32 protein-coding genes and 1 tRNA gene are annotated in these 26,773 nt (G+C 56.1%); 19 read left to right on the forward strand and 14 right to left on the reverse strand.

The window, feature by feature from the left end; genetic code table 11:
• Positions 1-131: 131 nt before the first annotated feature.
• Genes ALB80_RS03565 through nthA form a run of 3 tightly spaced genes read right to left on the reverse strand, consistent with a single transcriptional unit; the run spans position 132 to position 1,746 of the window.
• Entirely contained in the window at positions 132-461 is a 330-nt protein-coding gene (locus ALB80_RS03565; protein ID WP_050602659.1) for a nitrile hydratase accessory protein, read from the reverse strand.
• Positions 458-1,135 (reverse strand): nitrile hydratase subunit beta, encoded by a 678-nt coding sequence (nthB, locus tag ALB80_RS03570; protein WP_050602660.1) that lies wholly within the window; start codon positions 1,133-1,135, stop codon positions 458-460. The genes ALB80_RS03565 and nthB overlap by 4 nt, the downstream gene beginning before the upstream one ends.
• Complete coding sequence (gene nthA / locus ALB80_RS03575) at positions 1,132-1,746, reverse strand: nitrile hydratase subunit alpha (protein ID WP_050602661.1); 615 nt, start codon at positions 1,744-1,746, stop codon at positions 1,132-1,134. Before nthA ends, nthB begins: the two co-directional genes overlap by 4 nt.
• A 151-nt stretch (positions 1,747-1,897) precedes the next feature.
• On the opposite strand from nthA, the gene secG reads away from it, so the two are divergent.
• The 12 genes from secG to ALB80_RS03635 all read left to right on the forward strand — a co-directional run bounded on the left by secG (position 1,898) and on the right by ALB80_RS03635 (position 12,529).
• Entirely contained in the window at positions 1,898-2,263 is a 366-nt protein-coding gene (secG, locus tag ALB80_RS03580) for a preprotein translocase subunit SecG (protein ID WP_050602662.1), read from the forward strand.
• Between the two features lie 160 nt (positions 2,264-2,423).
• Positions 2,424-4,067 carry a CTP synthase gene (locus ALB80_RS03585; protein WP_050602663.1) on the forward strand — a complete coding sequence of 548 codons (1,644 nt, stop codon included), beginning with the start codon at positions 2,424-2,426 and terminating at the stop codon, positions 4,065-4,067.
• Between the two features lie 123 nt (positions 4,068-4,190).
• Positions 4,191-4,673 carry a bacterioferritin gene (locus ALB80_RS03590; protein ID WP_050602664.1) on the forward strand — a complete coding sequence of 161 codons (483 nt, stop codon included), beginning with the start codon at positions 4,191-4,193 and terminating at the stop codon, positions 4,671-4,673.
• Between the two features lie 166 nt (positions 4,674-4,839).
• The gene (locus ALB80_RS03595) at positions 4,840-5,616 is read left to right on the forward strand and encodes an isocitrate lyase/phosphoenolpyruvate mutase family protein (protein ID WP_050602665.1); all 777 of its coding nucleotides are present in this window, start codon (positions 4,840-4,842) and stop codon (positions 5,614-5,616) included.
• 180 nt (positions 5,617-5,796) lie between these two features.
• On the forward strand, positions 5,797-6,246 hold the full coding sequence (locus tag ALB80_RS03600; protein ID WP_050602666.1) for a TerB family tellurite resistance protein: 450 nt from the start codon (positions 5,797-5,799) through the stop codon (positions 6,244-6,246).
• Positions 6,247-6,266: 20 nt separating this feature from the next.
• Positions 6,267-6,704 (forward strand): TerB family tellurite resistance protein, encoded by a 438-nt coding sequence (locus tag ALB80_RS03605; protein WP_050602667.1) that lies wholly within the window; start codon positions 6,267-6,269, stop codon positions 6,702-6,704.
• Positions 6,701-7,453, forward strand: a complete 753-nt coding sequence (locus ALB80_RS03610; RefSeq protein ID WP_050602668.1) for a phosphate/phosphite/phosphonate ABC transporter substrate-binding protein — start codon at positions 6,701-6,703, stop codon at positions 7,451-7,453. Before ALB80_RS03605 ends, ALB80_RS03610 begins: the two co-directional genes overlap by 4 nt.
• 125 nt (positions 7,454-7,578) lie before the next feature.
• Positions 7,579-8,355, forward strand: coding sequence for an ABC transporter ATP-binding protein (locus tag ALB80_RS03615; protein ID WP_050603008.1), 777 nt, complete (start codon positions 7,579-7,581; stop codon positions 8,353-8,355).
• A 32-nt stretch (positions 8,356-8,387) separates the two neighbouring features.
• Positions 8,388-9,137, forward strand: a complete 750-nt coding sequence (locus ALB80_RS03620) for a transporter substrate-binding domain-containing protein (RefSeq protein WP_050602669.1) — start codon at positions 8,388-8,390, stop codon at positions 9,135-9,137.
• 84 nt (positions 9,138-9,221) lie between these two features.
• Positions 9,222-10,109, forward strand: coding sequence for an ABC transporter permease (locus tag ALB80_RS03625; protein WP_050602670.1), 888 nt, complete (start codon positions 9,222-9,224; stop codon positions 10,107-10,109).
• Entirely contained in the window at positions 10,106-10,912 is an 807-nt protein-coding gene (locus ALB80_RS03630) for an ABC transporter permease (RefSeq protein WP_050602671.1), read from the forward strand. The genes ALB80_RS03625 and ALB80_RS03630 overlap by 4 nt, the downstream gene beginning before the upstream one ends.
• Before the next feature lie 402 nt (positions 10,913-11,314).
• Positions 11,315-12,529 carry a site-specific integrase gene (locus tag ALB80_RS03635; protein ID WP_050602672.1) on the forward strand — a complete coding sequence of 405 codons (1,215 nt, stop codon included), beginning with the start codon at positions 11,315-11,317 and terminating at the stop codon, positions 12,527-12,529.
• A 367-nt stretch (positions 12,530-12,896) separates the two neighbouring features.
• Here the strand turns inward: ALB80_RS03635 and ALB80_RS03640 are convergent, their stop codons facing one another.
• The 3 genes from ALB80_RS03640 to ALB80_RS03650 all read right to left on the reverse strand — a co-directional run bounded on the left by ALB80_RS03640 (position 12,897) and on the right by ALB80_RS03650 (position 17,467).
• The gene (locus ALB80_RS03640; protein ID WP_083445180.1) at positions 12,897-14,468 is read right to left on the reverse strand and encodes a sulfatase; all 1,572 of its coding nucleotides are present in this window, start codon (positions 14,466-14,468) and stop codon (positions 12,897-12,899) included.
• Positions 14,465-16,393, reverse strand: a complete 1,929-nt coding sequence (locus ALB80_RS03645) for a TRAP transporter fused permease subunit (RefSeq protein ID WP_050602674.1) — start codon at positions 16,391-16,393, stop codon at positions 14,465-14,467. The genes ALB80_RS03640 and ALB80_RS03645 overlap by 4 nt, the downstream gene beginning before the upstream one ends.
• A gap of 66 nt (positions 16,394-16,459) precedes the next feature.
• On the reverse strand, positions 16,460-17,467 hold the full coding sequence (locus ALB80_RS03650; protein WP_050602675.1) for a TAXI family TRAP transporter solute-binding subunit: 1,008 nt from the start codon (positions 17,465-17,467) through the stop codon (positions 16,460-16,462).
• A gap of 89 nt (positions 17,468-17,556) precedes the next feature.
• On the opposite strand from ALB80_RS03650, the gene ALB80_RS22865 reads away from it, so the two are divergent.
• Positions 17,557-18,441 carry a LysR family transcriptional regulator gene (locus tag ALB80_RS22865; protein ID WP_050602676.1) on the forward strand — a complete coding sequence of 295 codons (885 nt, stop codon included), beginning with the start codon at positions 17,557-17,559 and terminating at the stop codon, positions 18,439-18,441.
• Between the two features lie 483 nt (positions 18,442-18,924).
• Here the strand turns inward: ALB80_RS22865 and ALB80_RS03660 are convergent.
• Positions 18,925-19,001: transfer RNA gene (locus ALB80_RS03660), tRNA-His, on the reverse strand.
• Positions 19,002-19,048: 47 nt separating this feature from the next.
• A complete protein-coding gene (locus tag ALB80_RS03665) occupies positions 19,049-19,531 on the reverse strand; it encodes a GNAT family N-acetyltransferase (RefSeq protein WP_050602677.1) in 483 nt (160 codons plus the stop codon).
• 77 nt (positions 19,532-19,608) lie between these two features.
• Here ALB80_RS03665 and ALB80_RS03670 point away from each other — a divergent pair, with 77 nt between their 5' ends.
• Positions 19,609-19,797, forward strand: coding sequence for a DUF6324 family protein (locus ALB80_RS03670; RefSeq protein ID WP_050602678.1), 189 nt, complete (start codon positions 19,609-19,611; stop codon positions 19,795-19,797).
• Positions 19,798-19,799: 2 nt separating this feature from the next.
• Here ALB80_RS03670 and ALB80_RS03675 read toward each other — a convergent pair whose 3' ends face one another.
• Positions 19,800-20,231 carry an MmcB family DNA repair protein gene (locus tag ALB80_RS03675; protein WP_050602679.1) on the reverse strand — a complete coding sequence of 144 codons (432 nt, stop codon included), beginning with the start codon at positions 20,229-20,231 and terminating at the stop codon, positions 19,800-19,802.
• A 114-nt stretch (positions 20,232-20,345) separates the two neighbouring features.
• On the opposite strand from ALB80_RS03675, the gene ALB80_RS03680 reads away from it, so the two are divergent.
• Together ALB80_RS03680 and ALB80_RS03685 are read left to right on the forward strand one after the other, a co-directional pair.
• The gene (locus ALB80_RS03680; protein ID WP_050602680.1) at positions 20,346-20,666 is read left to right on the forward strand and encodes a helix-turn-helix transcriptional regulator; all 321 of its coding nucleotides are present in this window, start codon (positions 20,346-20,348) and stop codon (positions 20,664-20,666) included.
• Positions 20,663-21,088, forward strand: coding sequence for an SRPBCC domain-containing protein (locus ALB80_RS03685; RefSeq protein ID WP_050602681.1), 426 nt, complete (start codon positions 20,663-20,665; stop codon positions 21,086-21,088). Before ALB80_RS03680 ends, ALB80_RS03685 begins: the two co-directional genes overlap by 4 nt.
• 214 nt (positions 21,089-21,302) lie before the next feature.
• Here the strand turns inward: ALB80_RS03685 and ALB80_RS03690 are convergent, their stop codons facing one another.
• Positions 21,303-21,608, reverse strand: a complete 306-nt coding sequence (locus ALB80_RS03690) for a hypothetical protein (protein WP_050602682.1) — start codon at positions 21,606-21,608, stop codon at positions 21,303-21,305.
• A gap of 87 nt (positions 21,609-21,695) precedes the next feature.
• Here ALB80_RS03690 and ALB80_RS03695 point away from each other — a divergent pair, with 87 nt between their 5' ends.
• Positions 21,696-21,884, forward strand: coding sequence for a hypothetical protein (locus tag ALB80_RS03695; protein WP_050602683.1), 189 nt, complete (start codon positions 21,696-21,698; stop codon positions 21,882-21,884).
• 42 nt (positions 21,885-21,926) lie between these two features.
• Complete coding sequence (locus ALB80_RS03700; RefSeq protein ID WP_050602684.1) at positions 21,927-22,139, forward strand: hypothetical protein; 213 nt, start codon at positions 21,927-21,929, stop codon at positions 22,137-22,139.
• Positions 22,140-22,457: 318 nt separating this feature from the next.
• On the opposite strand, the gene nusB is transcribed toward ALB80_RS03700, so the two are convergent.
• The 4 genes from nusB to ALB80_RS03720 form a co-directional block, all read right to left on the reverse strand.
• Positions 22,458-22,940: a transcription antitermination factor NusB gene (nusB, locus tag ALB80_RS03705; RefSeq protein ID WP_050602685.1), complete on the reverse strand. Its 483-nt coding sequence runs from the start codon at positions 22,938-22,940 to the stop codon at positions 22,458-22,460.
• Positions 22,937-23,488 (reverse strand): 6,7-dimethyl-8-ribityllumazine synthase, encoded by a 552-nt coding sequence (locus tag ALB80_RS03710; RefSeq protein ID WP_050602686.1) that lies wholly within the window; start codon positions 23,486-23,488, stop codon positions 22,937-22,939. Before ALB80_RS03710 ends, nusB begins: the two co-directional genes overlap by 4 nt.
• A gap of 4 nt (positions 23,489-23,492) precedes the next feature.
• Positions 23,493-24,614, reverse strand: coding sequence for a 3,4-dihydroxy-2-butanone-4-phosphate synthase (gene ribB, locus ALB80_RS03715; protein WP_050602687.1), 1,122 nt, complete (start codon positions 24,612-24,614; stop codon positions 23,493-23,495).
• Positions 24,615-24,713: 99 nt separating this feature from the next.
• Entirely contained in the window at positions 24,714-25,301 is a 588-nt protein-coding gene (locus ALB80_RS03720) for a riboflavin synthase (protein ID WP_050602688.1), read from the reverse strand.
• Between the two features lie 141 nt (positions 25,302-25,442).
• On the opposite strand from ALB80_RS03720, the gene ALB80_RS03725 reads away from it, so the two are divergent.
• Complete coding sequence (locus tag ALB80_RS03725; RefSeq protein ID WP_050602689.1) at positions 25,443-26,768, forward strand: capsule biosynthesis protein; 1,326 nt, start codon at positions 25,443-25,445, stop codon at positions 26,766-26,768.
• Positions 26,769-26,773 lie beyond the last annotated feature (5 nt).

A 26,773-nucleotide genomic window follows, 5' to 3' on the forward strand; every position in this document is an offset into this window, starting at 1 on the left:
CGCGAACGCGCGATGCCTCCGGCGGGGATATTTGAAGCCAGATGAAGAAAGGATCCCTTGCTTCATCTGGCTGGAAATATCCCGGGGGAGTCGCCCGAATGGGCGGCGGGGGCAGAGCCCCCTTCCCGACATTAACGCAAATGCACCGGTTGCCCGTGGGGTGTCGTCAGATAAGCCTCTTCCCACGCCTGATGCAGGTCTTTCACATCCTGAGGTAGAGCGGTGCCCTGATCGGCCAGCAAACACTCAAGCGTTTCCAGCCAAGCATGGAAATAGTCGTCGCCACCATCCAGTTCCCGATCAAGGCCATTGCGTTTAAGTGTGTCCGAAAAACGTGCTGCCCAGTCTGGCCAGTCAAACCGCCCTGCCTCGTTCAGCGCAACTGTGACGGCAAAGACCTGCGCGTGCCAGGGTTCAGCGAAGACAGGCTCTGGCGCGCTGTGGGTGATGCAATCGCTCATGCCGGCTCCAGATAGCTTTGCCACAGATCCAGCACCACTTCGTCATCAGGGTGTTCAGGGCTGGCCCAAAGTTCCGACGCCGGGAAAACCACCGCAAAGATCGGTTCAGGCGCTTCGCCCAAACCATGCGCATTGGAATCGGGCAGAACATGGGTTCCGTGCAGGCGTAAGATGCGCCCCTTGGCGCCAGATGCATAGATCGGCAGGCGCGTATGACCGCCATCTACAAGGCGATTCGCTGCACGCCGAGTCGTGACAACTTCTTGCCCGACAGAATAGCGCACCGCGATGTTTGAGGGCCTGTCTGCAGGACCACCTTTCGCCAATGCCGCGGACACAGCTTCCGCTTTCAGCATTTTATCAGCCAGCGGGTGAGGTTCGTTCTCTCCACCACCACGCAGATCTTCAAGGGTCAATACTCCGTTCTCGACCAACAAATCGGCCAGTCCCGACATCCATTTCTCATAATACGAAAACCGCGTGTAATCCTTGGGTGACAGCCGTTCGCGCGCATGGCGGGAAACATCGATGTTCCACTGCCCCAGAAACCCGGACGCGAGTGTCACTGCCAAGGCTCGAGCGTGCCACTCCTCGGCAAAAACCGGCGCGTCTTCTGCTTCAGGGTTTATCGGCCCATCCCCAAAACGCCCCCCCATGTCATGAACGCGCGTCATGAGGGCACCTTGGGAAGGCCGGTGCCGATCATGCTGTCGCGTGTCACCAGTACGGCAAGCTCGTCTTCACTCATCCCATCTGTGCCTTCGGGACGCATCGGCAGAACGAGGTAGCGAATCTCGGCGGTCGAATCCCAGACCCGCACTGACGTGCCCTCAGCCAAGGTGACGCCAAACTCGGCCAGCACTTTGCGCGGTTCACGCACGGCTCGGGCACGATAGGCGTCCGACTTGTACCAGCCGGGCGGGATACCCAACAACGGCCACGGGTAGCAGCTGCACAAGGTGCAGACGACCATGTTGTGCTGGGCTGGCGTGTTCTCGACAACAACCATATGTTCACCCTGCCGACCATAATAGCCAAGATCAGCCACCACAGGCGTGGCGTTTTCCAGCAAGGCCGCCTTGAAAGCCGGGTCGCTCCACGCTTTGGCAACGACGCGCGCACCGTTCTGTGGGCCAATCCTGTTCTGATAAGTGTCAATGATTTCATCCAGTGCCGCCGGGTCGATCAGCCCTTTGCGGGTCAGAATCGTTTCCAGTGCCTTTACTCGCAAAGCAGGTTCCGGCGGCAGTAAAGCGTGCGGGTGGTCGTGATCGTCATGTGGCATGGGCCGCAGCCTGCGTTACGCTACGGCGTTCTGTCCAGTCCCTTTACCGTGATAAGATGTATCACGCGTCGTGATGCGAACTCCTGACTTGCCCCCGCTGGCAAACTTGCATAAGTACCTCGCGATACACGTCACGCTGTACAGGACCACCATGGAAAACGTCGTTCTCATCATCCACCTTCTGTTGGCCTTGGGCCTGATTGCCGTTGTTCTGATGCAGCGGTCCGAAGGCGGTGGCCTTGGTATGGGCGGTGGCGGCGGTGGCGCCATGACAGGCCGTGCAGCGGCAACCGCTTTGGGCAAGGTGACATGGATTTTGGCTGCGTGCTTCATCGTGACTTCAGTCACGCTGACCATTCTGGCCGCTCAGAAGTCCTCGGGCAGCTCGGTGATTGATCGTCTGGGTGGTCAGGCGCCGGCTTCGACCGAAGAAAGCACTCCGGCGATTCCGTCGGCAGATGACCTTCTGCCGCCGGCACAGGGCGACAACGCGCCACTGATCCCGCAGGCGGACTGATCCACAAAACCTAGAAACAAGAAAGAGAACTGCAACAGCATCTTGCGGTTCTCTTGCGCTATTGGCGCGAATCCTTTATATGTGAAGTCCCGTGGTGCAGCGGTTTTTCGGAACCGCCGGGCAGCTGATTTTGACGTCTCACGGGAGCAGCCGAAAAACTATGGCGCGTTTTATTTTCATCACTGGTGGTGTGGTTTCGTCCTTGGGCAAAGGACTGGCTTCGGCGGCTTTGGGTGCGCTGTTGCAGGCGCGGGGATACTCGGTACGCCTGCGCAAACTGGACCCCTATCTGAACGTCGATCCTGGCACGATGTCGCCGTTTGAACATGGCGAAGTGTTCGTCACCGACGATGGGGCCGAAACCGATCTGGACCTTGGCCACTATGAACGTTTCACCGGTGTAGCCGCGCGCAAGACCGACTCGGTCAGTTCGGGGCGCATTTACTCGAATGTGCTCGAGAAAGAGCGCCGTGGCGATTACCTTGGCAAGACCATTCAGGTCATCCCGCACGTCACCAACGAGATCAAGGACTTCATCGCCATTGGCGAGGATGAGGTTGATTTCATGCTGTGTGAGATTGGCGGCACCGTCGGCGACATCGAAGGCCTGCCCTTCTTTGAAGCCATCCGACAGTTCAGCCAGGACAAACCGCGCGGGCAATGTCTTTTCATGCATCTGACGCTGCTGCCATTCATCAAAGCTTCAGGCGAGTTGAAAACCAAACCAACTCAGCATTCGGTGAAAGAGTTGCGCTCGATTGGTCTGGCCCCTGATATTCTGGTGTGCCGGTCCGAGGGTCCGATCCCGACCAAGGAACGCGAAAAGCTGGCCCTGTTCTGTAACGTCCGCCCCGACAGCGTGATCGCGGCGCAGGACCTTTCCACGATCTATGACGCTCCGCTGGCCTATCACCGTGAAGGATTGGATCAGGCCGTTCTGGACGCGTTCCAGATTAGCCCCGCCCCGAAACCCGACCTGGCCAAGTGGGAAGACGTCAGCGACCGTATTCACAACGCAGAAGGCGAAGTGAAGGTCGCCATCGTCGGCAAATACACACAGCTCGAAGACGCCTATAAATCGATTGCCGAGGCGTTGACCCATGGCGGTATGGCCAACCGGGTGAAGGTGAAAGTCGAGTGGGTCGATGCTGAGGTGTTCGACACCGAAGACACCGCACCGCATCTGGAAGGCTTCCACGCCATTCTCGTACCCGGCGGGTTTGGCGAGCGTGGCACCGAAGGCAAGATCAAGGCCGCTCAGTATGCGCGCGAACACAAGGTGCCTTATCTGGGTATCTGTCTGGGTATGCAGATGGCCGTGATCGAAGCCGCTCGGAATGCGGCGGGAATCACAGAAGCAGGCTCGGAAGAATTCGACCACGAGGCCGGTAAAAAGCGTTTTGAACCTGTGGTTTACCACCTGAAAGAATGGGTACAGGGCAATCACAAGGTTGAACGCAAAGTCGGCGACGACAAAGGCGGCACCATGCGTTTGGGCGCTTACAACGCGGTACTGGCCGAAGGGTCGAAAGTTGCTGACGTCTATGGCAACACCCAGATCGAAGAACGCCACCGTCACCGCTATGAGGTGGACATCAAGTACCGTAAGCAGCTTGAGAAAGCAGGCCTGAACTTCTCGGGCATGTCGCCAGATGGCCGGTTGCCGGAGATTGTCGAATGGTCGGATCACCCCTGGTTCATCGGCGTTCAGTACCACCCGGAACTCAAGTCCAAGCCGTTTGATCCGCACCCGCTGTTCCGCGACTTCGTGCGCGCAGCAAAAGACACTTCGCGTCTGGTTTGATATCCCGCTGTGTCGGACTGTCGCCCCCGCGTTGTTTTGTGGGGGCTGATCTCTTAACTGTATGAGGATGCGGAGTTTCTGCTTCGCAGTTTGGATGCAGTTCAGAGATTCAGGAGATTTCCGATGAGCAACGCAACAACGATCACAAACCTCCAACAAGCGCTGCATATGGAGCTGACGGCGGCGCATCAGTACCAGCTGCACGCCCATGTGCTGGAGGATTGGGGCCTGGATATTCTGGCCGAAAAAATGCGCGGCGAGATGCAGGAAGAATTGGGCCACTCTGACGCGTTCATTGAGCGCATTCTGTTCCTTGGCGGCGTACCCGAGCTTGAGTTTCAAAAAAGCCCGGCAGCAGCAGGTTCTCTGGAAGAGATGTTCTCTGCCGACCTGAAGGACGAAACCGAGGCCGTCGATTTCTATACCAAAGCCGCGCTACAGGCCGCTGAGGCCGGAGATGTCGGCTCACGCACCCTCTTCGAACGCATCCTGTTGGAAGAAGAAGGGCACAAAGAGTGGTTGGAAACTCAGCTGAGCCTGCTGAAACGTCTTGGCGATTCCAACTTCAGTGCAAAATTCGTCTCCGGTGTGGCAGACCAAGCCTGACGGTTATCGAACCAACCTATCAGACGACACAGGCAGCTAAGGGTCTACGGAGCGTGCCTGCAAAGCCTGTGTCGTCTATTCAAAGTGACGTGTGGGGCCGAAAAACCTCTATTCCCCTGTCTTGCAAGTGGCTAACTGTTGCCCAGACGACAACAGGAGAGTTCCGATGAACAACCAGATCCAGAACGCGAAGACCTTCACCAGCCTTCACAGAAAAGGCGATCCGGTCATCCTTTTCAACATCTGGGACGCAGGCAGCGCGGGCGCAGTGCGGGATGCTGGCGCACAGGCGATTGCGACCGGCAGCGCCCCGGTTGCCATGGCTCAAGGGTTCAGCGACGGACAAAACATCCGGATTGACGCCGCTTTGGACAACGCCCGCCGCATTGTATCTGCGGTCGATCTGCCGGTTACACTGGATTTCGAAGGCGCTTATGCCGAAGACGCGCAGGGGATCTCAGAAAATGTGAAGCGCGCTCTGGATTGCGGTGTGGTTGGCTTCAACTTCGAAGATCAGATCATCGGAGGTGCGGGGCTTTACGATGTGGCGGTTCAGGCCAAGCGCGTCGAAGCCATGTGTGAGGCGTGCGAAAGCGCGGGCATCTCCGCTTACGTCAATGCACGCACGGATCTCTTTCTCAAAGCTTCCGCTGAGGCCCATGATGAGGCCATGCTGGACGACGCCATCGCCCGCGCTGCTGCCTATGAAGCGGCCGGAGCCAGTGGTTTTTTTGCTCCCGGCCTGAAAGGCGAATCCCTTATTGGTCGTTTGTGCACAACAACCGACCTGCCCGTGAACATCATCGCCCTCCCTGGGACGCCTGATTCTTCCAAGCTGGCTGAACTGGGCGTAGCGCGCATCAGTTATGGGCCTGTCCCTTACCGGCAGATGATCAAATGGCTGACTGAGCAGGCACAAACCGCCCTGCAATACCGGGGCTAATCGCCCCAACAGGCTTGGGATTGCCTTCAAGACAGTTTTTTCACCTTTTGGCTGAACCTAACTGTGCGGTGCATCAGAGTGCTGCCCAAACCCGTATTGATCGGCGATCTTGTGATCATTCGGGGCTATGACGGGTAGTCTTCGCTTGGCGAGCCACAAAATATGGAATAACCTGATCCTATGTTGAAAAAGTTTCTTCAGGCGCTCAGGCCGCCTCAACATGAACACCTGCCAGATCCCGACGCCGAGCTTGCCCTGGGCGCGCTTATGGTGCGTGTGGCGCAGGCGGATCGGGATTACAAACTGGAAGAGATCAGTCTGATCGATAAGATTCTGGCCCGTCTTTATCAGCATAACGCGATCGAGGCAGCCAAAGTGCGGGCCACCTGCGAAAAGCTTCATGCCGCGGCGCCCGATACCGACACTTTTGGCAAGCTGATCCGGGAGACAACGGACCTGAAAGAGCGTCTGGCCGCGCTGGATGCATTATGGGAAGTTGTTCTGGCCGATGGCAGCACGGATGAGGGCGAGATGAAGATCGTCGAAGAAGCCCGCGTTGCCATGGGGCTGAGCTTCAATGACAGCCAAGCCGCACGCGAACGCGTTCAAAGCCGCTTGGATGTAAGTTAGACGCTCGCTATATCTAACCCATGTTCAGTGAATTTCTTTCCAGGCTCACGCAGCCTCAACCCGCCCCGCTTGTCGAAGATGACGCCCGCCTTGCATTGACGGCCCTATTGGTACGTTTGGCACGTTCCGACAATGACTACTCTGATACCGAGATGGCGCGCATCGACCGTATCTCGGCAGAACGATATGGGTTGTCCCCATTCGAAAGCGCCGCATTGCGCGCCCGCGCCGAAGATCTGGAGGCCGAAGCCCCAGACACGGTTCGCTTTACCCGCGCCATCAAGGAAGCCGTCGCGTACGAGGATCGGCTGGCCGTGGTACAGGCGTTGTGGTCCGTGGCATTGGCTGACGGTCATCGCACAGGCGAAGAGGATTCATTGCTGCGCCTTGTGGTCAGCCTGTTGGGCGTGAGTGACGTGGATTCGGCCTTGGCGCGTCAAAGGGCTGCAAAGTCGTGATTGCGATGCTGGGCATGTATGACATGCCTGCGCTTCAAGCAGCTCATGATCGTTTCTGGAACCTGATACGCGATGATCTGAGCTTTGGTCCAGATCGACTGACCCGCGATCATAATATGTGGGACGTATGGCAGGACCCGGGTCTGATTCTGGCGCAGACATGCGGGATGCCCTACCGAACCCGGTTGCATGGTCAGGTCCAATTGGTGGGAACGCCGGATTACGACCTGCCCGATTGCCCGGCCGGATACTATAACTCGGTCTTCGTCACACGCAGAGATGATACACGTGACCTGAAAGATCTGGCGGACGGTACCTTTGCATATAACGAGGCGCTGTCTCAGTCCGGTTGGGCAGCCCCTATAGCGCATATGAAACTGATGAACCTGCGTCCTGCGATCTTGATGGAAACGGGTGGGCACGCCCTGTCAGCACAGGCTGTGGCCATAGGGAACGCTGATTATGCCGCGCTGGATGCGCTGACATGGCACCTGCTGCAAGAACACACTGATCTGGGTGAACACCTGAAAGGTCTGACAGGCACCTCGCCGACCCCAGCGCTGCCTTACATTACCGCACAGGGGCAGGATGCCGCCCGGATTGCACGCGCGGTGCGTGCGGCTATCGACGGGCTGGAGGAAGGAGATCGGCAACAGCTGCATCTCAGAGGACTGATCGATATCCCACCTGCCGATTACCTGTCTGTTCCCAACCCGCCTACCCCAAAAGCTTTACATTCAGTCAGTTGATCAAATTGTCGAACGCATTTGGTCATTTTGAGCGTTTGAGGTCTTGATTCTGTCTTTTGCGCATTGCATTGACCTTTTTTTTCAGCCCTAGTACCGCACCAACACCACCAACCACTGGATTGCCCGTGACAGAAACCGCTCCCGTCATCGAAATCAAAGACCTTCACAAAAGCTTCGGTCATCTCGAGGTGTTGAAGGGGGTGGATATCACAGCTCATCGCGGCGACGTGGTTTCGCTGATCGGTTCATCAGGGTCGGGAAAATCGACATTGCTGCGGTGCTGCAATCTGCTGGAAGACAGCCAGCAGGGTGAGATTCTGTTCAAGGGCGAACCGGTCCAGTGGACTGGAACCCATCACGGACGCCGCCCGGCGGATTCCAAACAGGTTTTGCGCATTCGCACCAATCTGTCGATGGTGTTTCAGCAGTTTAATCTCTGGGCGCATTTGACCATCCTCCAGAACGTTATGGAAGCCCCCGTAACCGTCCTGGGCCGCGATAGGGCCGAGGTCGAAGACAGCGCACGCGCGTATCTGGAGAAGGTCGGCATCGGCGACAAATGCGACGTCTACCCCGCCCAATTGTCCGGCGGTCAGCAGCAGCGTGCCGCCATTGCGCGCGGCTTGTGTATGGAGCCTGAGGCGCTGCTGTTCGACGAACCAACCTCGGCGCTGGACCCCGAGCTTGAACAAGAGGTCATCAAGGTGATCAAAGATCTGGCCGCCGAAGGGCGCACCATGATCATCGTGACTCATGACATGAAAATGGCTGCCGACATATCAAGCCACGTCGTCTTCCTGCATCAGGGCTTGATCGAAGAAGAAGGCACACCCGAAGATATCTTTACGTCACCCGAATCCGAACGGCTTCGGGGCTTTCTCTCCGCCACTCAGGCGGCTTAAAATCAAAACAGAACCAAACTGGGGAGTAACCAATGAAAAACCTGATTTTGTCCACCGCAGCACTGGCGTTGACCGCCGGTATCGCCATGGCCGACACGGTCCGCATGGGCACCGAGGGCGCCTACCCTCCGTACAACTTCATCAACGATGCTGGTGAGATTGACGGATTCGAGCGTGAGGTCGGCGACGAGCTGTGCAAGCGCGCAAACCTGGAATGCGAATGGGTCAAGAACGACTGGGATTCGATCATCCCGAACCTGGTCTCAGGCAACTACGACACCATAATCGCGGGCATGTCGATCACCGACGAGCGTGACGAAGTCATCGACTTTACTCAGAACTACTTCCCGCCTGCGGCTTCGGCCTATGTAGGCGCAGCGGAAGGCGTTGATGTCGCCAGCGGTATCGTTGCGGCGCAAACCGCGACCATTCAGGCCGGTCACGTGGCTGAATCGGGTGCAACCCTGGTCGAGTTCGCAACCCCGGAAGAAACCATCGCAGCCGTTCGCAATGGCGAAGCCGATGCCGTCTTTGCTGACAAAGACTTTCTGGTGCCGATCGTCGACGAATCGGGCGGTGAGCTGATTTTCGTAGGCGATGATGTCCCGCTGGGCGGTGGTATCGGCCTGGGCATCCGTGAATCGGATAGCGAACTGCGTGGCAAGTTCGACGAAGCGATCACTTCGATGAAAGCGGATGGCACACTGAACGAGCTAATCGGCAAATGGTTTGGCGAAGGCGTTCCGACCTACAACGCTGACGGTTCAGTCGTTACAAACTAAACCGCATCAAACAGCGGTTCGGCGCGCCTGTTGCGCCGAACCTCGCCCGGCAGCTAAGCGGGCACGACGTTCGAAAGACGCTACATGTTTTCCTACTGCGCTGATCCTGACACGCTCGGAACACTCCGTTGGTTCTCTTGTTACCTGACCAACGGTGTTCACTTTTCCTTCTACCTGTCATTTCTCAAGGTGTTGGGATTGCTGGCCGTGACCGCGCCTGTTGCTTTGGCGTTTGGATTTATGGGGGCAATGGCAGCCCGGTCGCATTTTCCGCCGCTGAGCTGGCTGGGCAAAGGATACATCGCCATTGTGCGTGGTGTTCCGGACATCGCTTTCTTCTTGTTTTTTGTCATTGCCTTGGATCAGGCATTCGAATGGACGCGGCATAAAATCCTGTGCCCGGAATGGACCGACCCGATCCGTCAGGGAAATGACTTCATCGTCTGTCAGGCGGCCAAACTGCCCTTGGGTACTGCCCCGGAATGGGTGCATGAAACCTATGGGTTCTTTCTGGCCATCATCACCTTCTCAATCGTTTTCGGGGCCTTTGCCGCCAACGTCTTGTTTGGAGGGATGCGGGCTGTTCCGCACGCACAGCTTGAAACCGCCGAAGCCTATGGCATGTCCCGTCGCCAGACATTCTGGCGAATCCTTGTGCCCCAGATGTGGGTCTACGCCCTGCCCGGTTTGTCGAACCTTTGGATGGTGCTTATCAAAGCCACGCCGCTGCTGTTCCTGCTGGGCATCGAAGACATCGTCTACTGGGCGCGCGAACTGGGCGGCACCAAGACGTCCAAGTTTACCCAATACCCGCACGGAGACTGGCGCATGTGGTACTTCCTGTTCCTGCTTGTCTTCTATCTTGGCATGACCCGCGTGTCCGAGATCGGATTGGAAAAACTGATGCGTAAGCTGTCGCATGGACAAGCCACCTCGGGCGGTGAACTTCTGCGCAAGGAGACCACGGCATGAGCTGCTTGCAGACCATTCATGACTATGGCCTCCGTTCTCTTGGTATTGGCGAACGCCTGCTTCCCAAGAACGACTTCACCTTGTGCGAACAGTTCACTCTGATCGGGTCGGGCATGATCTGGAACGTGTATTTCGGTATCATGGCACTGGCGACCGGGTTCCTTTTTGCCACCGCCCTGGCGGTTGGCAAAGCATCGCAGAACAAATGGCTGCGCAAGCCCTCGGAGTGGTTCATTTTCCTGTTTCGCGGCTCGCCCTTGTTTATCCAGTTCTTCTTTGCCTACTTCTTCTTCCTGTCGCTGAAGAAATCCTACCCGATGTTTGACGCGTTCACCTCGGCCTGGCTGGGCGCGCTGATCGTGCTGTTCCTGAACACCGCCGCCTATTCAGGCGAGATCTTCTATGGCGCACTGCGCTCGATCCCCAAAGGTGATATCGAGGCTGCGGATGCCTACGGCATGTCTGGCTGGGCCCGCTTCCGCCGGATCGTCTGGCCGACGATGTTACGACTGGCATGGCCGGCGTACACGAACGAGGCGATCTTTCTGTTCCACGCCACCACACTGGTCTTCTTCTCGGCTTTCCCAGCCTGGCAACAACGCGGAGACGCGTTGTATTACGCCAGCTACTTTGCCGACAAAACGTTCAACCCATTCGTTCCCTATCCGATTCTGGCGTTCTACTTCATCCTGCTGACATTGGTGATCGTCTGGGGATTTGGCATGATCAACAAGCGCCTGAACCGGCACCTTCCAGCCGCCAGACAGACCAAGATGCGCTTTCGGCTGAATCTGGCGCGCTGAGACACAGCGCGCCTGTCGCCTCACGGTCAAAATCAAACCAACGGCTCAACGCGTGCAGTCTTGCGAAAAACAAACCATTTTTAAGAGAAATGGTACCGCCTCCCTGGCTTGAACAGGGGACCTTTGGATCCACAAGAGACCCCGAACTTCGAGGGAGTCTTCTGTATTTCAAATCACTAAATGATTCGGAAAAAAACTTTGGGCAGCAATTTGGGCAGTAGATTTTGTAAGTACTTTTGTCATTGTTGTTTTAAATGGAGATCGCTCAAAGACTTGGTCACAATAAATGACAAAAATGTAAATTTTTCTGTTTAAAGACAAATATTTACGGACATTGACTCAGAGATATTTTGGTAGTTGGCTTTATTCATTGTCCATGTTTGAGGTGAAGAGTTGTCCAAAATGAAAGCTCGCCTTTCCGGTGACCCGCGGATCGAAATCGTAAATGGAAACAGTTATTGGGTGCAGGCCTACTACACGCCTAGTGGCAAGAGGACGCGGGTCACGGCCAAATCCGCGCGGGCAGCAAAACAGTTGGCTAAGGAGCGATTGGCAACAGAACTGCGCGACAAGGCAATCGCACACGGCTACACCACTTTTGAAAAATTCGCAGCGAAATACATTAGTAACAGTTCTGTGGGCCGCGATGGCGATACAGCCTTGGGGTCGTCGACAATCGACGGGTACGAGTCTTATCTTCGCTGCTGGATCAACCCACAACTTGGCCCGATTTCACTTTGCGACATAGACAAAGCAAGAATGCGGGAATTTCGAAACTACTTGATTGCTAACTGTCCGAGCCGCAGCACCGCCAAGCACGCTCTAAACCTTGCGAAAGCTATCCTAGGATATGCGGTATTACTCGATGCCGTGTTCTCAAACCCTGCTCAGGGAGTGAAAATAAAATTAGACTGGAGCGAGCAAGAAGACATGAAAACTATTCGCATCCCCTCCGACCAAGAGATTGCGGATCTAGATGAAATGGCCCGTAGTCTTTACAGGTCCGATGACATCCGTATCGCGCGAACCTATCGCAGGTACTATCCGCTATTTCTCATTCTTCGGATGACCGGCGGTAGAATTTCAGAATGCCTTGGATTGCAATGGAGTGATTTCGGTGTGGGCTTCTCGGCGGTTACTGTAAAACGAAAAGTCGATCGTGTACGCAAAAACAAATCACTGAAAGAACGAGTCGGTAAGACAAAAACAAGAAACGCCCGGCGCACAATTCCTATTCCACAATCTGTTCGCCCAGCACTCGCCGAATGGCGACTTGCCTGCCCCGCAACTAATGAGGGTTGGGTGTTTCCAACCAGAACAGGTCAGCCATTGGACTACAACAACGTAAAAAACAAGTTCTGGAAACCATTGCTAAAGCGCGTAAATGATCAACGCAGGCAACAACTCAAACCGCCAATAACGGATCATGGTCTCCACGGCTTGCGGCATTTCTTTGTTTCGGTGCTGGTCAGGGCAGGACGAATTAAAGAGGCCTCGGTACTAGCCGGTCATAGTTCTGTAGCCTTCACGCTCGACCACTATGGTCACCTAATTCCCGGCGATCAGCAGACCTTGGATGAGGTCACGAAGATTGTCGCACAAAACCTAATTGTTTGAGCAAGCTGGCTCATTATCAATAGGCTCCTGAAAGCTTGAACATCGCCTTGTGGACTGCTGTTATCCTGCAACGTCGGTGATGCAGGATTGTTGCCATCGCCGTCAACAACGCCGAGCGCGATGCGACATGGGCAATTCTGCTGTTGTGGCCGAGTCACTTGGTAGCCGTTAATGGAAGTTACCAAGCAATGTACTCTATCCACTCCTTCGCGGTCATCCGATAGAACGACTCAGATCACCGCTCCGAGCCCGGAGCGGACACTCAGAACGAGCAATACAGTCAGCTTATTTTAGCGAATTTGGGTTCCCAACGTTCTGCGGCGAATGTCCGCTCTAAGTTAGACTGGGCTGTCTCGCAACCCAGCAGTCAGGCGCGATAGGCTGGCAGCGGAGATCTATCCTGAAGCGATATCATTCTTCGAAGCATTACTTCCGTGAGAGCCCGACGTGCATCCTGCGCCGAGGGCTGATCATAAAGATTTTCGGTTTCGCCCGGATCAGCTGCCAAATCGTAGAGCTCGTTCCAATCCTCGCCCTCCCGCAGAGACATTCGATAGCGATCTGTGATGACTGTACGGACACGCTGCGGTCGGTCGAAACCGGTCATAAGGCGTTGACTGTCTTCTTCCACAATCACCGCTTCTGGCGACTGAGAAGAATGCAGATCACGACCCTGAATTCCGTTATAGGGCTGTATGCCAGCACGCGCCAATACCGTGGGGGCGATGTCTATCGAAGACGCGAGGTCGGAAACGACTTTTTGCTGCGCCGGCGCGGCCGGATCATACCAGATGAAAGGAACCCGAACGATGCCCTGATAGTGAAGCAGCAGCTTCAGCATCAACCCATGATCACCCATGTAATCACCGTGATCAGAGGTGAAGATCACCACCGTGTTCTCTGCCAAGCCAAGGTCACTAAGCTGTTTCAGCACCCTTCCAACGGCGTCGTCGATCATGGTGATCATACCGTAGGTCAGGGCAATGATGGATCGGGCCTCATCTTCGGTGACAGCAAAAGGGCTTTGGTTGTCGCGGGGATCGGCCCCTATTTCCAAAGCTTCTCGCATCGCACGGATCGGCCGCAGATCACCTTTTCCGAAGGTCGCCGGAAGCTCGATATCTGCCGGGTCGTACAGGTCCCAATAGCGGCCCGGCGGTGTAAAGGGATGGTGCGGGTCAGGGAAGGACATTTGCATGAAGAACGGCGTATCCTCCTTCGCCCGCTCAGTCAGCCAGGCTTCGCTTCGGTCTGCTACCCAGCTTGTCGAGTAGAGTTCCTCCGGGACCGCGGTACGCCACGCCTGAGGGGCATTAATGCGGTTGTCCGGCAATGCGTTCTCCGGACCCACCAATTGATCGAAGTCCTTCTGCTGTTTCCGTGCCCACAACAGGTAATCACCGGATGCCTGATCGGCGTGGTCAGCCGCCACTTCTACGTGCTCGAAGCCATAGAAGTCCCCGTCGATACGGTCCGCAAGCGGTCGGTCCCATTTGGGCACGACTTCCAGGTCGTAGTCTGGTGTATGGCGATTGTTCTTGATGGCATCGCGTAAATGTGAGCTGGGAGTGTGAAGGTCCGCCGCTGGTTCATACTTATTTGTCGCGGTCAGGCCGGTGAAGCTTTGCAGGTGAGATTTGCCGATCAAAGCTGTGCGGTAACCGGCATCGCGCAAGAGTTCCACAAAAGTCGTGTGATCCTTTGACAGCGGGATGCCGTTGTGCCGCGCACCGTGAGCGGAGCACATCCTTCCGGTCATGATCGAGGCGCGGTTTGGCATGCAGATCGGATTAGCGACATAGAAGCGATCCCACATCGTGCCCTTGGCAGCGATCCCATCGATGTTTGGCGTTCGGACGACCGGGTTGCCGCCGCAGCCCAGATGATCGGCGCGGTGTTGGTCTGTGATGATAAAAAGGAAGTTCGGACGTTTGGTCATGAGCTGGCCTCCGCTTTCTGAGGCAGTTTTCCGGCCGCCCGTACATCCCATGCGATCAGAGAGAACCCGGCGAGAATGGCGGGAATGTGCACGACAGGATCGGGGGCAAGCATTGTGAAGGCCACGACAAACCGTGCAACGATTTCGGGGATACTGAGTTTGCGGCGGTCGTAGGCCGATAATGCCGACGAAAACAGCCAGATGCAGAAACAAGTCCGGGCGACGATCCAGAGGAATGGCAACAGACTGAAGTCTTCGATGATCAGGATCGTGGGATAGAAGGCGAAGACGAATGGAATGATGAACTTCGCCATTCCGAGCCGGAACGACATGAAAGCTGTCATCAAGGGGTTCGCCTGCGCTATCGGGGCAGCAGCATAGGCCGCGATAGCGACGGGCGGGGTCAATGAAGAGGCCACACCGTAGTAGAAGACGAACATATGGGCTGTCAGCATCGAGACGCCGAGTTGCTGGATGGCCGGACCCATAACCAGGATGATGATAAGGTATGCGGGCAGCGTCGGCATACCCATGCCGAGGACCAGAGCCCCGACCATAGCAACCAACAGGGCCGAAAATAAGCTCTCTCCACGAACTGTCGCGATCACGTTCGCCAGTTTCAATCCTAACCCTGTGGAGTCCAGTGAACCGACTAAGATACCGATGGCAGCGATGGCGATCAGAAGAGTTGCTCCCGACTGAGACCCTTTGAGAAAGGAACGCCAGATGCGAAGCGGGTCAGACCGAACTGTCGGATTTATGACCGACAAGACCAGCAGGACGACAACAGCATAGAACCCCGCTGCCGAGGTCGAGAATCCGGCGACCAGCGATCCGATGATTGTCAGTATGGGCCCCAGGAACAGAACGGAGTTGATGAGATCAACTTTGGTGATCTGGTCATCCACTGACATCACCTGAACTTCGATCCCCTGGCGACGGGCCTCCACAGTCACTGCGGCAAACAGGCTGAAGTAGTAGAACAGCGCAGGGAAAAGGGCCGCGACAATGATGTTGAGGTATCCGACGCCCGTCAGGTCAGCCATAACGAGGGCTGCTGCCCCCATGATTGGCGGCATGATCTGCCCGCCGGAAGACGCGGTCGCCTCAATCCCTGCGGCGAAGGTCGGGGAAAACCCCCGTTTCTTGATCATCGGAATGGTGAAAGTCCCGGTGCCGACGATGTTGGCCACAGTCGAGCCGGACATAGTGCCGAACATGGAGGAGGCCAGTATCGCCGCATGGGCCGGACCGCCACGGGTTCGACGAGTGGCCAGAAACGCGAACTTAAGAAGTGTGTCACCGGCCCCGGTGCCTTCCAGCAAAACCCCGAAGATGATGAAGATGAAAACTGTCGATAGGACGATATTGGTTATCGACCCGAAAACACCCTTGTTGGTGTTGTACCAAAGCGCCTCGGCAACCTCTTTCAGAGAGAAGCCTGTGTGCGCCATGATACCCGGCAGATCCTGACCGAAGAGCAGATAGAGAACGCCAAAGGCTCCCACGGCGAAGAGCCCCCATCCCCAGAGCCTCCGGCAAAGCTCAAGAAAGACGATCAGCCCGGCGATCGCAGGCCAGGCGTCCGCCAGGGTCACGTCGTACAGAGCCGTCTCCATCTGGGTCTGGACAGAGTAGAATGACCAGATCGCCCACAACCCGGCGACAAGCATCACGAAATCCAGAACCAGATGGAATGTGGCTTTCGGACCGGAAACCCTACCAATCGCCTCCCGGCGACTGCGGGACGCTGTGATGCCGACGACCAGTGCCAAAGCAAAACCAGCAGCCCGGTGAAACTTGGGCTCAACGAGGGCGACACCAGAGCTGTAGAGGGCGATGGCGCCGAGCAAAAAACAGGCAAGAGCGGACACTAGCTGGTACAGCTTGCCAATTCCGCCGGACGATTTTTCCTCTGCGGTCATCACATTGGTCCCGATTGAAGTTTAGGGGAGCGGGAAGGCCAGCCACGCGGCCTCCCGATGATCAAATTACGGACGAAGAGCGTCCGGAATCGAGATTCCGGCTTCTTCGTAGTACTTGATCGCACCTGGGTGCAGGGGCACATTCACAGAAGTAAATGCAGTTTCCGGCGTGACCTCTTTCAAAAAGAAGGCGGTCGCATGGACCTCGTCGAGGTTCTCCCAGAACGCCTTGGTCGCGTTGTAAACGACATCTTCCTCGACGCCGGCGTGGGTGCCCACGAACTGGGTAAATCCAAGAGCGGTTATTTCCCCCTCGGTCAACTGACCCTTGTAGACGCCACCATCAAATTGAAGCATTCCCCGACCCGGACGCCCGAATAGCGCTTGCATGGCCTCAGAGCCAACGACCTCTTCTGGGATCGAAAGGACACGGAATTCGCCAGACAGTCCAAACTGTTCGACCTTCGATGATCCGATTTCTGCCGGGCGAACCATCATGTCGATTTTCTTGTCGGCAAGTGCTGCGTAACCCTCGCCCCAGCTAAGGCGGACAGCCTCGTAATCCGTGCCAGCCTCATAACCGGTGATAATCTTGATTAATGCTTCGGACGTGGCGGAAGCTGATCCGGCAGGTGGGCCAGTGAAAATGGTCTTTCCTTTCAGGTCTTCCCAGGTCTCGATGCCTGAACCCGCCAGCGTCACTGGATGATACGCACCGGCCTTGAAACCAAGGATCGAACGAAGTTGGCCAGCGGCCTCCGGGGCGTCGCCAACGCTTTCGTACATCCGTTTCTGGCCTTTCATCAGGTTGACCAGCGACGGCACAGTCGAAAAGAAGTCGATCTCCTGCCGACCGCCCTTCAACATCGACTTGGTGAGTGTCTGGCCGGCGTTGACCTGGATCTCAACCCCTGCTTTGCCTGCCTGGTTGGCGAAGGTCACGAACATCGTATGGACCGGATCGCCAACCCCGGCTGTTTCGCCCTTGTAGATTTGCGCTTTCGCCACAGCGGGTGCGAACGTTGCGGTCGCCAGGATCGCAGCAGCGGTGGCGATATTTCTGAAGTTAATCACGGAGTCCTCCCTTGGTTTTGATGCGGACCCTAGCAGAGAGATTGCATCTGATATAATCAATCATATGAACTTTCACATAAAGAATTGCTATGAAAATAGATCCGAAACACCTCGCTCAACTCTCGGTCATCGTCGAGGCCGGATCGTTTCAAACGGCGGCAGATCGGCTTGGTCTGACGCAGCCTGCCCTCAGTCGGAATATGAAAGCCCTGGAGAGCAGACTGGGTGCAACTCTGTTTAATCGAAACGGACGAAAATCAATCCCAAATGCATTAGGCCTCCGGTTGTCCCGCAATGGACAAGCCATCCGACTTGCCGAAGAACAGGCCAGCGTCTTGGCGGAACAATCGGCTCAAGGTGCGGTTGGAGAACTCAGGATAGGGGCGCCGCCCATTGTTGCAGGCCGTTTTCTCAGCAGCGCCATGGCCCGATTTATCCGCCAAAACCCAAACTGCGTCGTTGAGATGCGTACAGGGCTGGTCCACGAACTCCGCACCATGCTGGAACGTGGCCAAGTGGATCTTGTCCTTGGACCTCAGACCTTGGCTGAACCGTCTGACGGCTTGGAGTTCGAACCCCTCATCGACGATCGCGTCGGCATCATGTGCAGGTCCGGGCATCCGCTGACCACTCGTAGGCAGGTAATGCCATCAGACCTGGAGGCTCAGGTCTGGCTGGTACATTCCAGGGGAAGTCTCCTTCGCCAACAAACGGAAGCTGCGATGATGGCTTCGGGGGTCACGTCAATGCATATCATTTGCGAAACAGACTCTATCCGGTCGGTACTGGAGGTCGTCGGAGACACCGACCTAATCACAACAATGCCTCGGGCAACAACAGCTTCCTACCTTGAAGACAAACTCGTCTTTCTAGATTTCGATCATCCGCAATTCCATCGACCCCTGGGGGCAATCAGACGGGCGCGATCGTCTGCAAGCCCCATTGAAGATCGATTTCTTTCAACTCTTTTATGAGCGAGAGCGGACGTTCGCGTACTATACGCTTCGCCAGAGAGACCGGTCGTTCGCAGGCGCAACGCCAATGACTGAATTGTCCGCACCTCAGTCAATCGCTCAAATCTCACGAACGTTCGCTGTGTGGTAGGAGCCACCATTGAGGTCTCTACCACTTTGTCGGTCCTGACCCTCGAAGCGCGGGTTACTTTCTATTACTGTTCGCAAAGCTATACAGCACAAAAAACGAGTTAGAACTTCATCGCACTAAGTGCCCCATAGTGCGTACCCGATATCCTTTCTGAGCCGCAAAACACAGTTAGAAAAACAAGCTTTTCTGACCTCGGATCAGCGCCCTTTTTGTGAGTTAAGCTTACTTTTTTGGGCAGTCTTTGGGCAAATCATGCACTTGAGCTCCTTTTGTTCCAAAACCAAATTATCCAAAGTTCACGAAGCAATGCCGTCTAAGCCTCTACGAAGACTAAAATAATCAGTTTTGGGAGATGGTACCGCCTCCCTGGCTTGAACAGGGGACCTCTGGATCCACAATCCAGCGCTCTAACCAACTGAGCTAAGGCGGCACTCGTGAGGGGCGATGTACCGAACGCGCCGCAGGATTGCAAGAGGATTAAAGTCGAAATTTCCAGCTTTGCTCGACAAGATCGACGCCAAAGGAAAGCACCGGTTTGCTGCCCGTTAATTCCCAGCCAAACGCCCTATAAAGCGCACATGCCGCCGTGTGGCTTTCATGGGTCCACAGAACCATTTCCTGGTATCCTGCCTCCCTAGCAAAGTCTGTACAGGTTTCTAGCAGCCGTTTTCCCACCCCTTTACCACGTGCCTCGGGGACAAGCAGAAACAATCGTAGTTTAGCAGTGTGCTGATCGACACTTACACAAAAAATGCTGCCCAGTCGTTGCCCGGCTTGCTCTACGATCCACCCCTTTTCGCGGATGGGATCGTGGGATGTGACGAAGCCGTCAAGGATACGTGCCACCAAAGGCGCGAAGCTGTCATCGAACCCCTCATCACGTGCATAGAGCACACCATGCTGTTCAACCAGCCAAGCGGCATCATCGGGCTGGAAAGCTCTGAGAACGACATCATCCATATCTTATCTGACTACATTGGTGACTTGATTCTCAACCCCGTGCACGCTAGCACGAACGCTCAGTCTCGGAGGCACAGATGGGCATCAACACCGAACGCGACATTCAGGCAAATCTGCAAATCGGTCCGACCGATCAGGGTATGGTACGCTTGTTCATTGAAGCCGATGGCGTGGAAATTCCGATGGATTTCGAACCGGAAGAAGCCGAAGAAATCGCCGATGAGATCCGCGCCGCAATACAGGCCGCCCTTGCGGTGAAAGGCTGATCTTACAATCGTGGATCGCGCAGTGCGTGCAGACGACGCGCTGCATCTGTTGCAAACTTCTGGATCATCTTCTTGCGTCGCGCAGGGGCAAGCTTGTCTTCGGGCGCCATACGCACAATCTCGGCGTCATAGGCATCGGCAATGATCAGTCCTGTTTCATCGGGCAACAGGTCGGTCGGAAACTCGGTATCCACAGCCCAGAAGAATCGGTCACACCACTCTAAATAGCCCTGCCATTTCGAATCTGACTGATAATCGGCCCGGCTGGATTTGCATTCGATCACCCAAAGTTCACCCTTAGGGCCCAACCCCATCACATCGACACGCAGGCCACGTGCCGGAACAAATTCCTCAACAGAAACAAAGCCATGCGCCGCAAGGTGCCGTGCGACACCGCGCGCCAGTTTCTGTCCGGGTTGCAAATCCAAAACCATTTCGCAAATGTGAACAATTAGCGAACAAATGTAAAGCGCCCCTTCAAGCTTGACATGATACCTAATAGTACTGCATTAATGTGATACCTAATGGTATCTCATTTGAGGGTGCTTATGGAAAACCAAACTCAAAACGCGTTTCGCGCGCTTGCGGACCCAACCCGCAGAGGCATCGTGCAACTGCTCGCGGTTCAGGACATGACGATCGGGCAGTTGACCGACCGGTTCGACATGACCCGCGCTGCGGTCAAGAAACACCTGACGGTGCTGTCTGATGGTGGGTTGATCTCGGTCGAAGTGCGCGGTCGAGAACGTATTAACCGACTTGAACCACTTGGGATGGCCCCTGTTCTGGATTGGCTCAGCTACTTTGACCAATTCTGGGATGATCGCCTCAATTCTCTCAAGGAAGCTGTTGAAAGGGAAGAAAAATGACCGATTCTGTATTGCAAAAAACGATCTTTCTGCGGGCCAAACCGGAAACCGTATGGGCCTATTTGACCGAGCCCGAACGGCTGGCGGAATGGTTTCACAAACCCCAGCGCACATTGGCGAAGGGACAAAAGCTTGAGATGTACGGGACCACCAGCGGCGATCTTCTGATCTGGGGGGAAGTGCGCGAGGCGCGCGCGCCGGAATATCTGGAGTATACCTTCACCGTCAAACCGATGGGTGACGCCGTCAGCGTAGTCAAATGGACGCTGACCCCAATTGCGGGCGGGACACGACTGAGCCTGCTGCACGAAGGGCTGCCGCAAACCGCCGAGGCCTTCGGCCTGATCTTGGCACTGGACAACGGCTGGGACGAACACTTCGGCAAGATGCGCACAGCGATGCACGAAACTGTTGATGCGTAACCCCTTGTGCGAACCCGTCAGACGCCCTACTTAAGCGCGTGGCGGGTTCTGCCCTTCTTGTGACAGGTAGCATTCTGGTGGCCTTAAGCAATTCCGAGGGGGCTGGCTCTGTTCAGGTCTTGGCCTGATTACCTGGCGCCCACCTGTACATACAGGTCCTCGGGAATCAAACCACACGGTTGACTGGTGGTCCCGCCGCACTTTCCACGAAATATCAGCGCCCTGCGTGGGCCTCCTGTTTGACCGTTGCCGGTTCAAAGCTGTGAACGACCGGTGTTCCCCGGCGTGGACCCTGGGGCTTTTCTGCCATGCTCATGATCTTGTAAGCGAACTGAACACCGGCAAAGACGATACCATTCATGAACCAGATCATCACCAGAGCGACCAGGCCGACTTCGGAGCCAGTAATCAAGTGGCGCAGGTTAGCAACGTTCAGCGCCAATAACACGCCGACGAAAACGGCCGAAATAACAAAACCCCAGGCAACTTGTGTGATATACAGGCGGATCAGTTTCGGCATCGCATCTCTCCTTGCCTATCGCGAATATGATAGCGCATGCTTGGGTGCAGTAAACCACACCAAGTGCGGCAATTTAACAGAGACGCCATGAGCGCGCGGGACCAATTCGTTCTGGACCTTGTTGACGACTTTTCTTCATATCCGATTGACAGCGATCGCTGGGAATTCACCCTAAACCGATTGGCTGAACTGGGCATCAACGCCCTAAACATTTTGCGTTTCACACCAAAGACAGGACAGATTCACTGGGTGCGCAGTTCGATGTCTAAACCCTGACTGAACCAATATAAACGCGGGGGACATACCGAGGCTGACCCGATGCTGGCGCAGGTCTTTAACGGCACCAAAAGCCTGTATGTACAGGCGGCCAGCCTGCGCGCCGAAGATGGTCATTCTGATCTGGCCCTGGGGTTGAATCACGGGCAGAGCAACGTAGGCTATATTCACCTATTTTCGCTGGTGGCCCCTGCCCCGAGAACGAAGCAAAACTGGTCGTTCTGGCCTCGGACCGCCCCGAAATGCATCAGGTAATGGCCCGGCAGGATCGCAGACAGGCTGAACCTGTCCGAGATTACGGTCCGCGCCTATTTGTAAAGTGCACGTCAGAAACTGCAGGCTCCTACCCGTCAATCCGCCTTGGTGCGAGCGATGCAATTGGGGCTGTTTTCGCCCACACCCTAAAGGAAACGATAACGAGTTTTGACGTTTGGAGACGCTAAGCTGTTCAAGCCGTGGATAAAACCTGTGAGTGGTCGAATTTGTCGATGTTTTTGAGAAAGTATTTCAGAAGTTCAGGCACGGATTGGTCACTCGACCACCACGCCTTTTTTCAGCGCCGTTCTGCTGCGTTCAGAACGCTTCGGGCTGTGCCTCGCGCGCCATGTGGTCAAGCACGGCATTGACGAATTTGGGCTCTTTACCTTCGGGGAAGAAAGCGCGCGCGACATCGACAAACTCAGTAATGACCACCTTGGGCGGCGTATTGCTTTGGGTCAGCTCGGCACCCGCTGCGCGGAATACTGCGCGCAGGGTCGGGTCGATGCGCGCGATCGGCCATTTGGCGACCAGAGCACGGTCGGTCATCTGATCGATCGTGGCCTGATAGTTCACCGCGTTGTCGATCAGCGACCGGAACACGCTAATGTCGCCATCCAGCATTTCATCGCCCTCGTAGACGGCACCAAAACGGTGATCCAGAAACTCGTTCACAACCTGTTCGGTCGTCTGGCCCGACTGTTCCATCTGGAACAGCGCTTGCACGGCATAAAGCCGGGCGGCAGATTTCATCAGGCGTTTCTGGTTGGCCGGCTTCGGCGCGTCTGTCTGGGTCATGCTGTCGTGGGTCCGTTGCTGTCGCCCGCCACAAGGATGGACTCGGACGGCGGCTTGAAGCCAACGCCCTTTTTGGAAGAGCCCCACTTACGGCTGAGTGCGATAAGATGCAAGGCCGCAGCGGCGGCTCCTCCGCCTTTATTCATCTTTTCGGGGTCGGCACGCACTTCGGCCTGTTCGTCATTCTCGACAGTCAGAATACCGTTGCCGATGCACAGCCCTTGCAGGCCCATCAGTTGGATGGCACGGCTCGAATCGTTGCAGACGGTCTCATAATGCGTGGTCTCACCACGGATAACGCAGCCCAGCGCAACATAGCCGTCGAAGTTGGACTGACGGTCAGCCATCGCAATAGCGGTGGGGATCTCCAGCGCGCCGGGCACTTCAACGACGTCGCAGGTGCCGCCTGCCGCTTCGATCTCGGCCTTGGCCCCAGCAATCAGATTGTCGGCAATCGCGCGATAGAACGGGGCCGCCACGATCAGCAGCTTCACTGGCTTGTCGAAACTGGGCGTCGGCAGGATGCCGTGTTTGTCTTGTTCAGCCATGAGTTCACTCTTCCTTCAGAATCGAACGGGTACCCACGATGGACAGTCCAAACGCGTCGAGCCCAAGGTACACGGTTTCCGGCGAGTCGGTCAGCAACACCAGCTTCTGAACGCCCATCTTGGACAAAATCTGCGCGCCAAGGCCAGTCTGCTTAATGGTTCGCGGGCCATCATCATCAACAGCGTAAAGCGAGTTGCGCGGTTGCCGGAACAGACAGACAACACCTCGCCCCTCTTCGGCGATCTTCTCCATCGCACGCGGCAATTCACGTGAAGACTTCGGTCCAAGGCCCAGAATATCCGGCGCTTCATGCAGTGCGTGCGTACGGGTCAGAACCGGTTCTGGCGTGGTAATGTCACCTTTGATCATAACCACATGTTCGATTCCGTGGGTCTGATCGGTGAAAATCCGCATCTCCCATGCGCCGCCATACTCTGACGTGACGGTCTGACGCGAGGTTTCCACCACCAGATTGTCATTGCGCGAACGATAGCTGATCAGGTCACTGATCGTGCCGATCTTCATGTCGTGCGCTTGAGCGAATTCAACCAGATCAGGCAGGCGCGCCATGGTGCCGTCGGGTTTCATGATCTCACAAATCACGCCAGACGGGTTCAGCCCTGCCAGACGCGAGATGTCGACGGCCGCCTCGGTATGACCCGCGCGCACCAGCACCCCGCCCCGCTTGGCCCGCAAAGGGAAGATATGGCCCGGGGTGGCGATATGCGCCATCGTGTTTTGTTCGTTGATCGCGGTTGCCACAGTTAGCGCACGGTCAGCGGCGGAAATTCCCGTGCTGACACCTTCGCGTGCTTCAATTGACACTGTGAATGCGGTCTCGTGCCGGGACGAATTGTTCACGGCCATCATCGGCAGACCCAACGCATCCACCCGTTCTGCCGTCATCGGCAAACAAATCAGGCCGCGCCCATGGGTGGCCATGAAGTTGATTGCCTCGGCATCGGCGAATTCGGCGGCGATCACCAGATCACCTTCGTTCTCACGATCTTCGTGGTCGACCAGAATATACATCCGGCCTGCACGTGCCTCTTCGATGATGTCTTCGATCGGGCTGATCGCGTCGCGCAGCTGGGCCTCAACTGGACCGGGGGTTTCAAAGCTCATGGGGCAGCCTTTCAGATGGCGTGTTTGCACGGCGGAATAGACCACTCAGGCCCCAAAGACCAGCCTGCAAACGGCGCCGCTCGGGACCGACGCGACGTATCAGGACATCTCGGCCAGACGCGCCACGTAGCGGGCCAACGTATCGATCTCAAGGTTGACCCGATCACCTACTTGGACATTGCCCCAGGTGGTCACCTCTTTGGTGTGCGGAATGAAGTTGATACCGAAATCGCACTCTTTCACTTCGTTGACTGTCAACGAAGTACCATTCAGCGCAACCGAACCCTTCGGGGCAACAAATCGCGCCAGATCTTTGGGCGCACGCAAGGTCACGCGGGTGCTGTCACCTTCATCTTCGACCGCAACCACTTCGGCCACGCCATCCACGTGACCGGACACGATATGGCCACCGAGCTCATCACCGACCTTGAGCGCACGTTCAAGATTGACGGGTTTGCCGATTGTCCAAGTATCGAGGTTGGTTTTTGAGACCGTCTCGGCACTGATCTGAACATCATACCAATCATCGCCCAAAGCGATCACTGTCAGACACACGCCGTCGCTGGCAATCGAGGCTCCGATATCTATGCCCGCAGTTTCATAAGCCGTTTTGATCCGGGCACGCAGGTCTCCATTCTGCTCCAGTTCGGTGACGGTGCCTATGTCGGTGACGATACCTGTGAACATTCCGTTAACCCTCAGTCTCTACCCTGTGCCTGACTATCACAGCCGAGGTAAGCGTATCGGACCGCGCGGGCAAGCCCTGCCTTGCCGTACTTTGTTCAAACAGGCATAATATTGACAATAAAAACCAAACGAGCAGTCCAGATGCAGTATGCGCCTTCAGGCCCAAAAGACCGCGTATTTCTGTTCCTTCAGGGACCACATGGGCCGTTTTTTTCGGCATTGGGGAGAATGCTGCGCGCCACAGGGGCGCAGGTCTGGCGCGTTGGGTTCAACGCGGGCGATCAGGCGTTCTGGTTCGACAAGGCAAGTTTTATCCCGTTCCTGTACAATCCTGAGGCTTGGCCAAATACCCTGAACGCGATAGTCAGCGAAAAGGGCGTCACCGATATCGTCCTCTATGGGGACACACGTCCGATCCACGCACAAGCCATTCAAGCCGCGAAAGCGCGCGGGGTCACTGTTCATGTGTTCGAAGAAGGCTACCTGCGCCCTTGGTGGGTGACGTATGAGCGGAACGGGTCAAACGGGAACTCTCGGCTCATGTCGCTGGATGCGGCACAAATGCGGCAGGCATTGAAAGAGGCAGAAAGCAGCACGCCCCCTCCACCATCACATTGGGGGGACATGCGGCAGCACATTTTCTACGGTGCCCTCTATCATTGGTTCGTGATGTTCCTGAATGGACGATACCGCAACTTCCGACGACATCGGGAACTGCCGGTGTCAACTGAGTTCAAGCTTTACTTTAAGCGGCTGATATTGATGCCTTTTCATAGACTGCGCCGCAGTCTTGCGACAGCCCGGGTCAGGTGGGGCGGCTATCCGTATCACCTTGTTCTGCTGCAATTGGGGCATGACAGCTCGGTCCGGGCACATTCCGGCTATTCTGGTATGTGCGAATTTCTGGATCAGGCGATCGAGGGCTTCGCGCAGGGCGCGCCCGCCCATCACAGGCTGGTAATCAAAGAGCACCCGTTGGAAAACCACCGCGAACCATTGCGACGTCACGCGACAGAACGCGCAAGACAACACGGTATCCAAGAACGGGTTCACTATGTCCCCGGCGGAAAACTGGCCAAGCTTTTGGATGAGGCGCATTCGGCCGTGACCGTGAACTCGACGGCAGGGCAGCAGGTTTTGTGGCGCGGCATTCCCCTGCGGATCTTCGGGCGGTCGGTTTATGACAAGCCCGAATTCGTATCTCAGCAACCGATTGCAGCGTTTTTTGCGAACCCGAAACGCCCCGACAACGAAGCCTACCGCTGCTACCGGCAGTTCCTTTTGGAAACCAGTCAAGTGCCGGGCGGGTTCTATTCCCATCGTGGACGACGGCAGGTTTTGCGGCGTGCGGCAGACATGATGCTAAACGCCAATGACCCTTATCAAGCGATCCTCAACAAGAACGAGGCGTGGACGCCACAGTTGAGAATCGTCGAAGGACAGGGCCACTCTGTGACTGGAAGTTGAGCGCC

Source organism: Ruegeria sp. 6PALISEP08, from assembly GCF_001238295.1.
Classification (GTDB): Bacteria; Pseudomonadota; Alphaproteobacteria; order Rhodobacterales; family Rhodobacteraceae; genus Ruegeria.

Excerpts from the sequence above, each read along its gene's own strand:
- ALB80_RS03565 (WP_050602659.1), bottom strand. The coding sequence starts at position 461 with ATGAGCGATTGCATCACCCACAGCGCGCCAGAGCCTGTCTTCGCTGAA.
- nthB (WP_050602660.1), bottom strand. The coding sequence starts at position 1,135 with ATGACGCGCGTTCATGACATGGGGGGGCGTTTTGGGGATGGGCCGATA.
- nthA (WP_050602661.1), bottom strand. The coding sequence starts at position 1,746 with ATGCCACATGACGATCACGACCACCCGCACGCTTTACTGCCGCCGGAA.
- secG (WP_050602662.1), top strand. The coding sequence starts at position 1,898 with ATGGAAAACGTCGTTCTCATCATCCACCTTCTGTTGGCCTTGGGCCTG.
- ALB80_RS03585 (WP_050602663.1), top strand. The coding sequence starts at position 2,424 with ATGGCGCGTTTTATTTTCATCACTGGTGGTGTGGTTTCGTCCTTGGGC.
- ALB80_RS03590 (WP_050602664.1), top strand. The coding sequence starts at position 4,191 with ATGAGCAACGCAACAACGATCACAAACCTCCAACAAGCGCTGCATATG.
- ALB80_RS03595 (WP_050602665.1), top strand. The coding sequence starts at position 4,840 with ATGAACAACCAGATCCAGAACGCGAAGACCTTCACCAGCCTTCACAGA.
- ALB80_RS03600 (WP_050602666.1), top strand. The coding sequence starts at position 5,797 with ATGTTGAAAAAGTTTCTTCAGGCGCTCAGGCCGCCTCAACATGAACAC.
- ALB80_RS03605 (WP_050602667.1), top strand. The coding sequence starts at position 6,267 with ATGTTCAGTGAATTTCTTTCCAGGCTCACGCAGCCTCAACCCGCCCCG.
- ALB80_RS03620 (WP_050602669.1), top strand. The coding sequence starts at position 8,388 with ATGAAAAACCTGATTTTGTCCACCGCAGCACTGGCGTTGACCGCCGGT.
- ALB80_RS03625 (WP_050602670.1), top strand. The coding sequence starts at position 9,222 with ATGTTTTCCTACTGCGCTGATCCTGACACGCTCGGAACACTCCGTTGG.
- ALB80_RS03630 (WP_050602671.1), top strand. The coding sequence starts at position 10,106 with ATGAGCTGCTTGCAGACCATTCATGACTATGGCCTCCGTTCTCTTGGT.
- ALB80_RS03635 (WP_050602672.1), top strand. The coding sequence starts at position 11,315 with ATGAAAGCTCGCCTTTCCGGTGACCCGCGGATCGAAATCGTAAATGGA.
- ALB80_RS03640 (WP_083445180.1), bottom strand. The coding sequence starts at position 14,468 with ATGACCAAACGTCCGAACTTCCTTTTTATCATCACAGACCAACACCGC.
- ALB80_RS03645 (WP_050602674.1), bottom strand. The coding sequence starts at position 16,393 with ATGACCGCAGAGGAAAAATCGTCCGGCGGAATTGGCAAGCTGTACCAG.
- ALB80_RS22865 (WP_050602676.1), top strand. The coding sequence starts at position 17,557 with ATGAAAATAGATCCGAAACACCTCGCTCAACTCTCGGTCATCGTCGAG.
- ALB80_RS03665 (WP_050602677.1), bottom strand. The coding sequence starts at position 19,531 with ATGGATGATGTCGTTCTCAGAGCTTTCCAGCCCGATGATGCCGCTTGG.
- ALB80_RS03670 (WP_050602678.1), top strand. The coding sequence starts at position 19,609 with ATGGGCATCAACACCGAACGCGACATTCAGGCAAATCTGCAAATCGGT.
- ALB80_RS03675 (WP_050602679.1), bottom strand. The coding sequence starts at position 20,231 with ATGGTTTTGGATTTGCAACCCGGACAGAAACTGGCGCGCGGTGTCGCA.
- ALB80_RS03680 (WP_050602680.1), top strand. The coding sequence starts at position 20,346 with ATGGAAAACCAAACTCAAAACGCGTTTCGCGCGCTTGCGGACCCAACC.
- ALB80_RS03685 (WP_050602681.1), top strand. The coding sequence starts at position 20,663 with ATGACCGATTCTGTATTGCAAAAAACGATCTTTCTGCGGGCCAAACCG.
- ALB80_RS03690 (WP_050602682.1), bottom strand. The coding sequence starts at position 21,608 with ATGCCGAAACTGATCCGCCTGTATATCACACAAGTTGCCTGGGGTTTT.
- ALB80_RS03695 (WP_050602683.1), top strand. The coding sequence starts at position 21,696 with ATGAGCGCGCGGGACCAATTCGTTCTGGACCTTGTTGACGACTTTTCT.
- ALB80_RS03700 (WP_050602684.1), top strand. The coding sequence starts at position 21,927 with ATGCTGGCGCAGGTCTTTAACGGCACCAAAAGCCTGTATGTACAGGCG.
- nusB (WP_050602685.1), bottom strand. The coding sequence starts at position 22,940 with ATGACCCAGACAGACGCGCCGAAGCCGGCCAACCAGAAACGCCTGATG.
- ALB80_RS03710 (WP_050602686.1), bottom strand. The coding sequence starts at position 23,488 with ATGGCTGAACAAGACAAACACGGCATCCTGCCGACGCCCAGTTTCGAC.
- ribB (WP_050602687.1), bottom strand. The coding sequence starts at position 24,614 with ATGAGCTTTGAAACCCCCGGTCCAGTTGAGGCCCAGCTGCGCGACGCG.
- ALB80_RS03720 (WP_050602688.1), bottom strand. The coding sequence starts at position 25,301 with ATGTTCACAGGTATCGTCACCGACATAGGCACCGTCACCGAACTGGAG.
- ALB80_RS03725 (WP_050602689.1), top strand. The coding sequence starts at position 25,443 with ATGCAGTATGCGCCTTCAGGCCCAAAAGACCGCGTATTTCTGTTCCTT.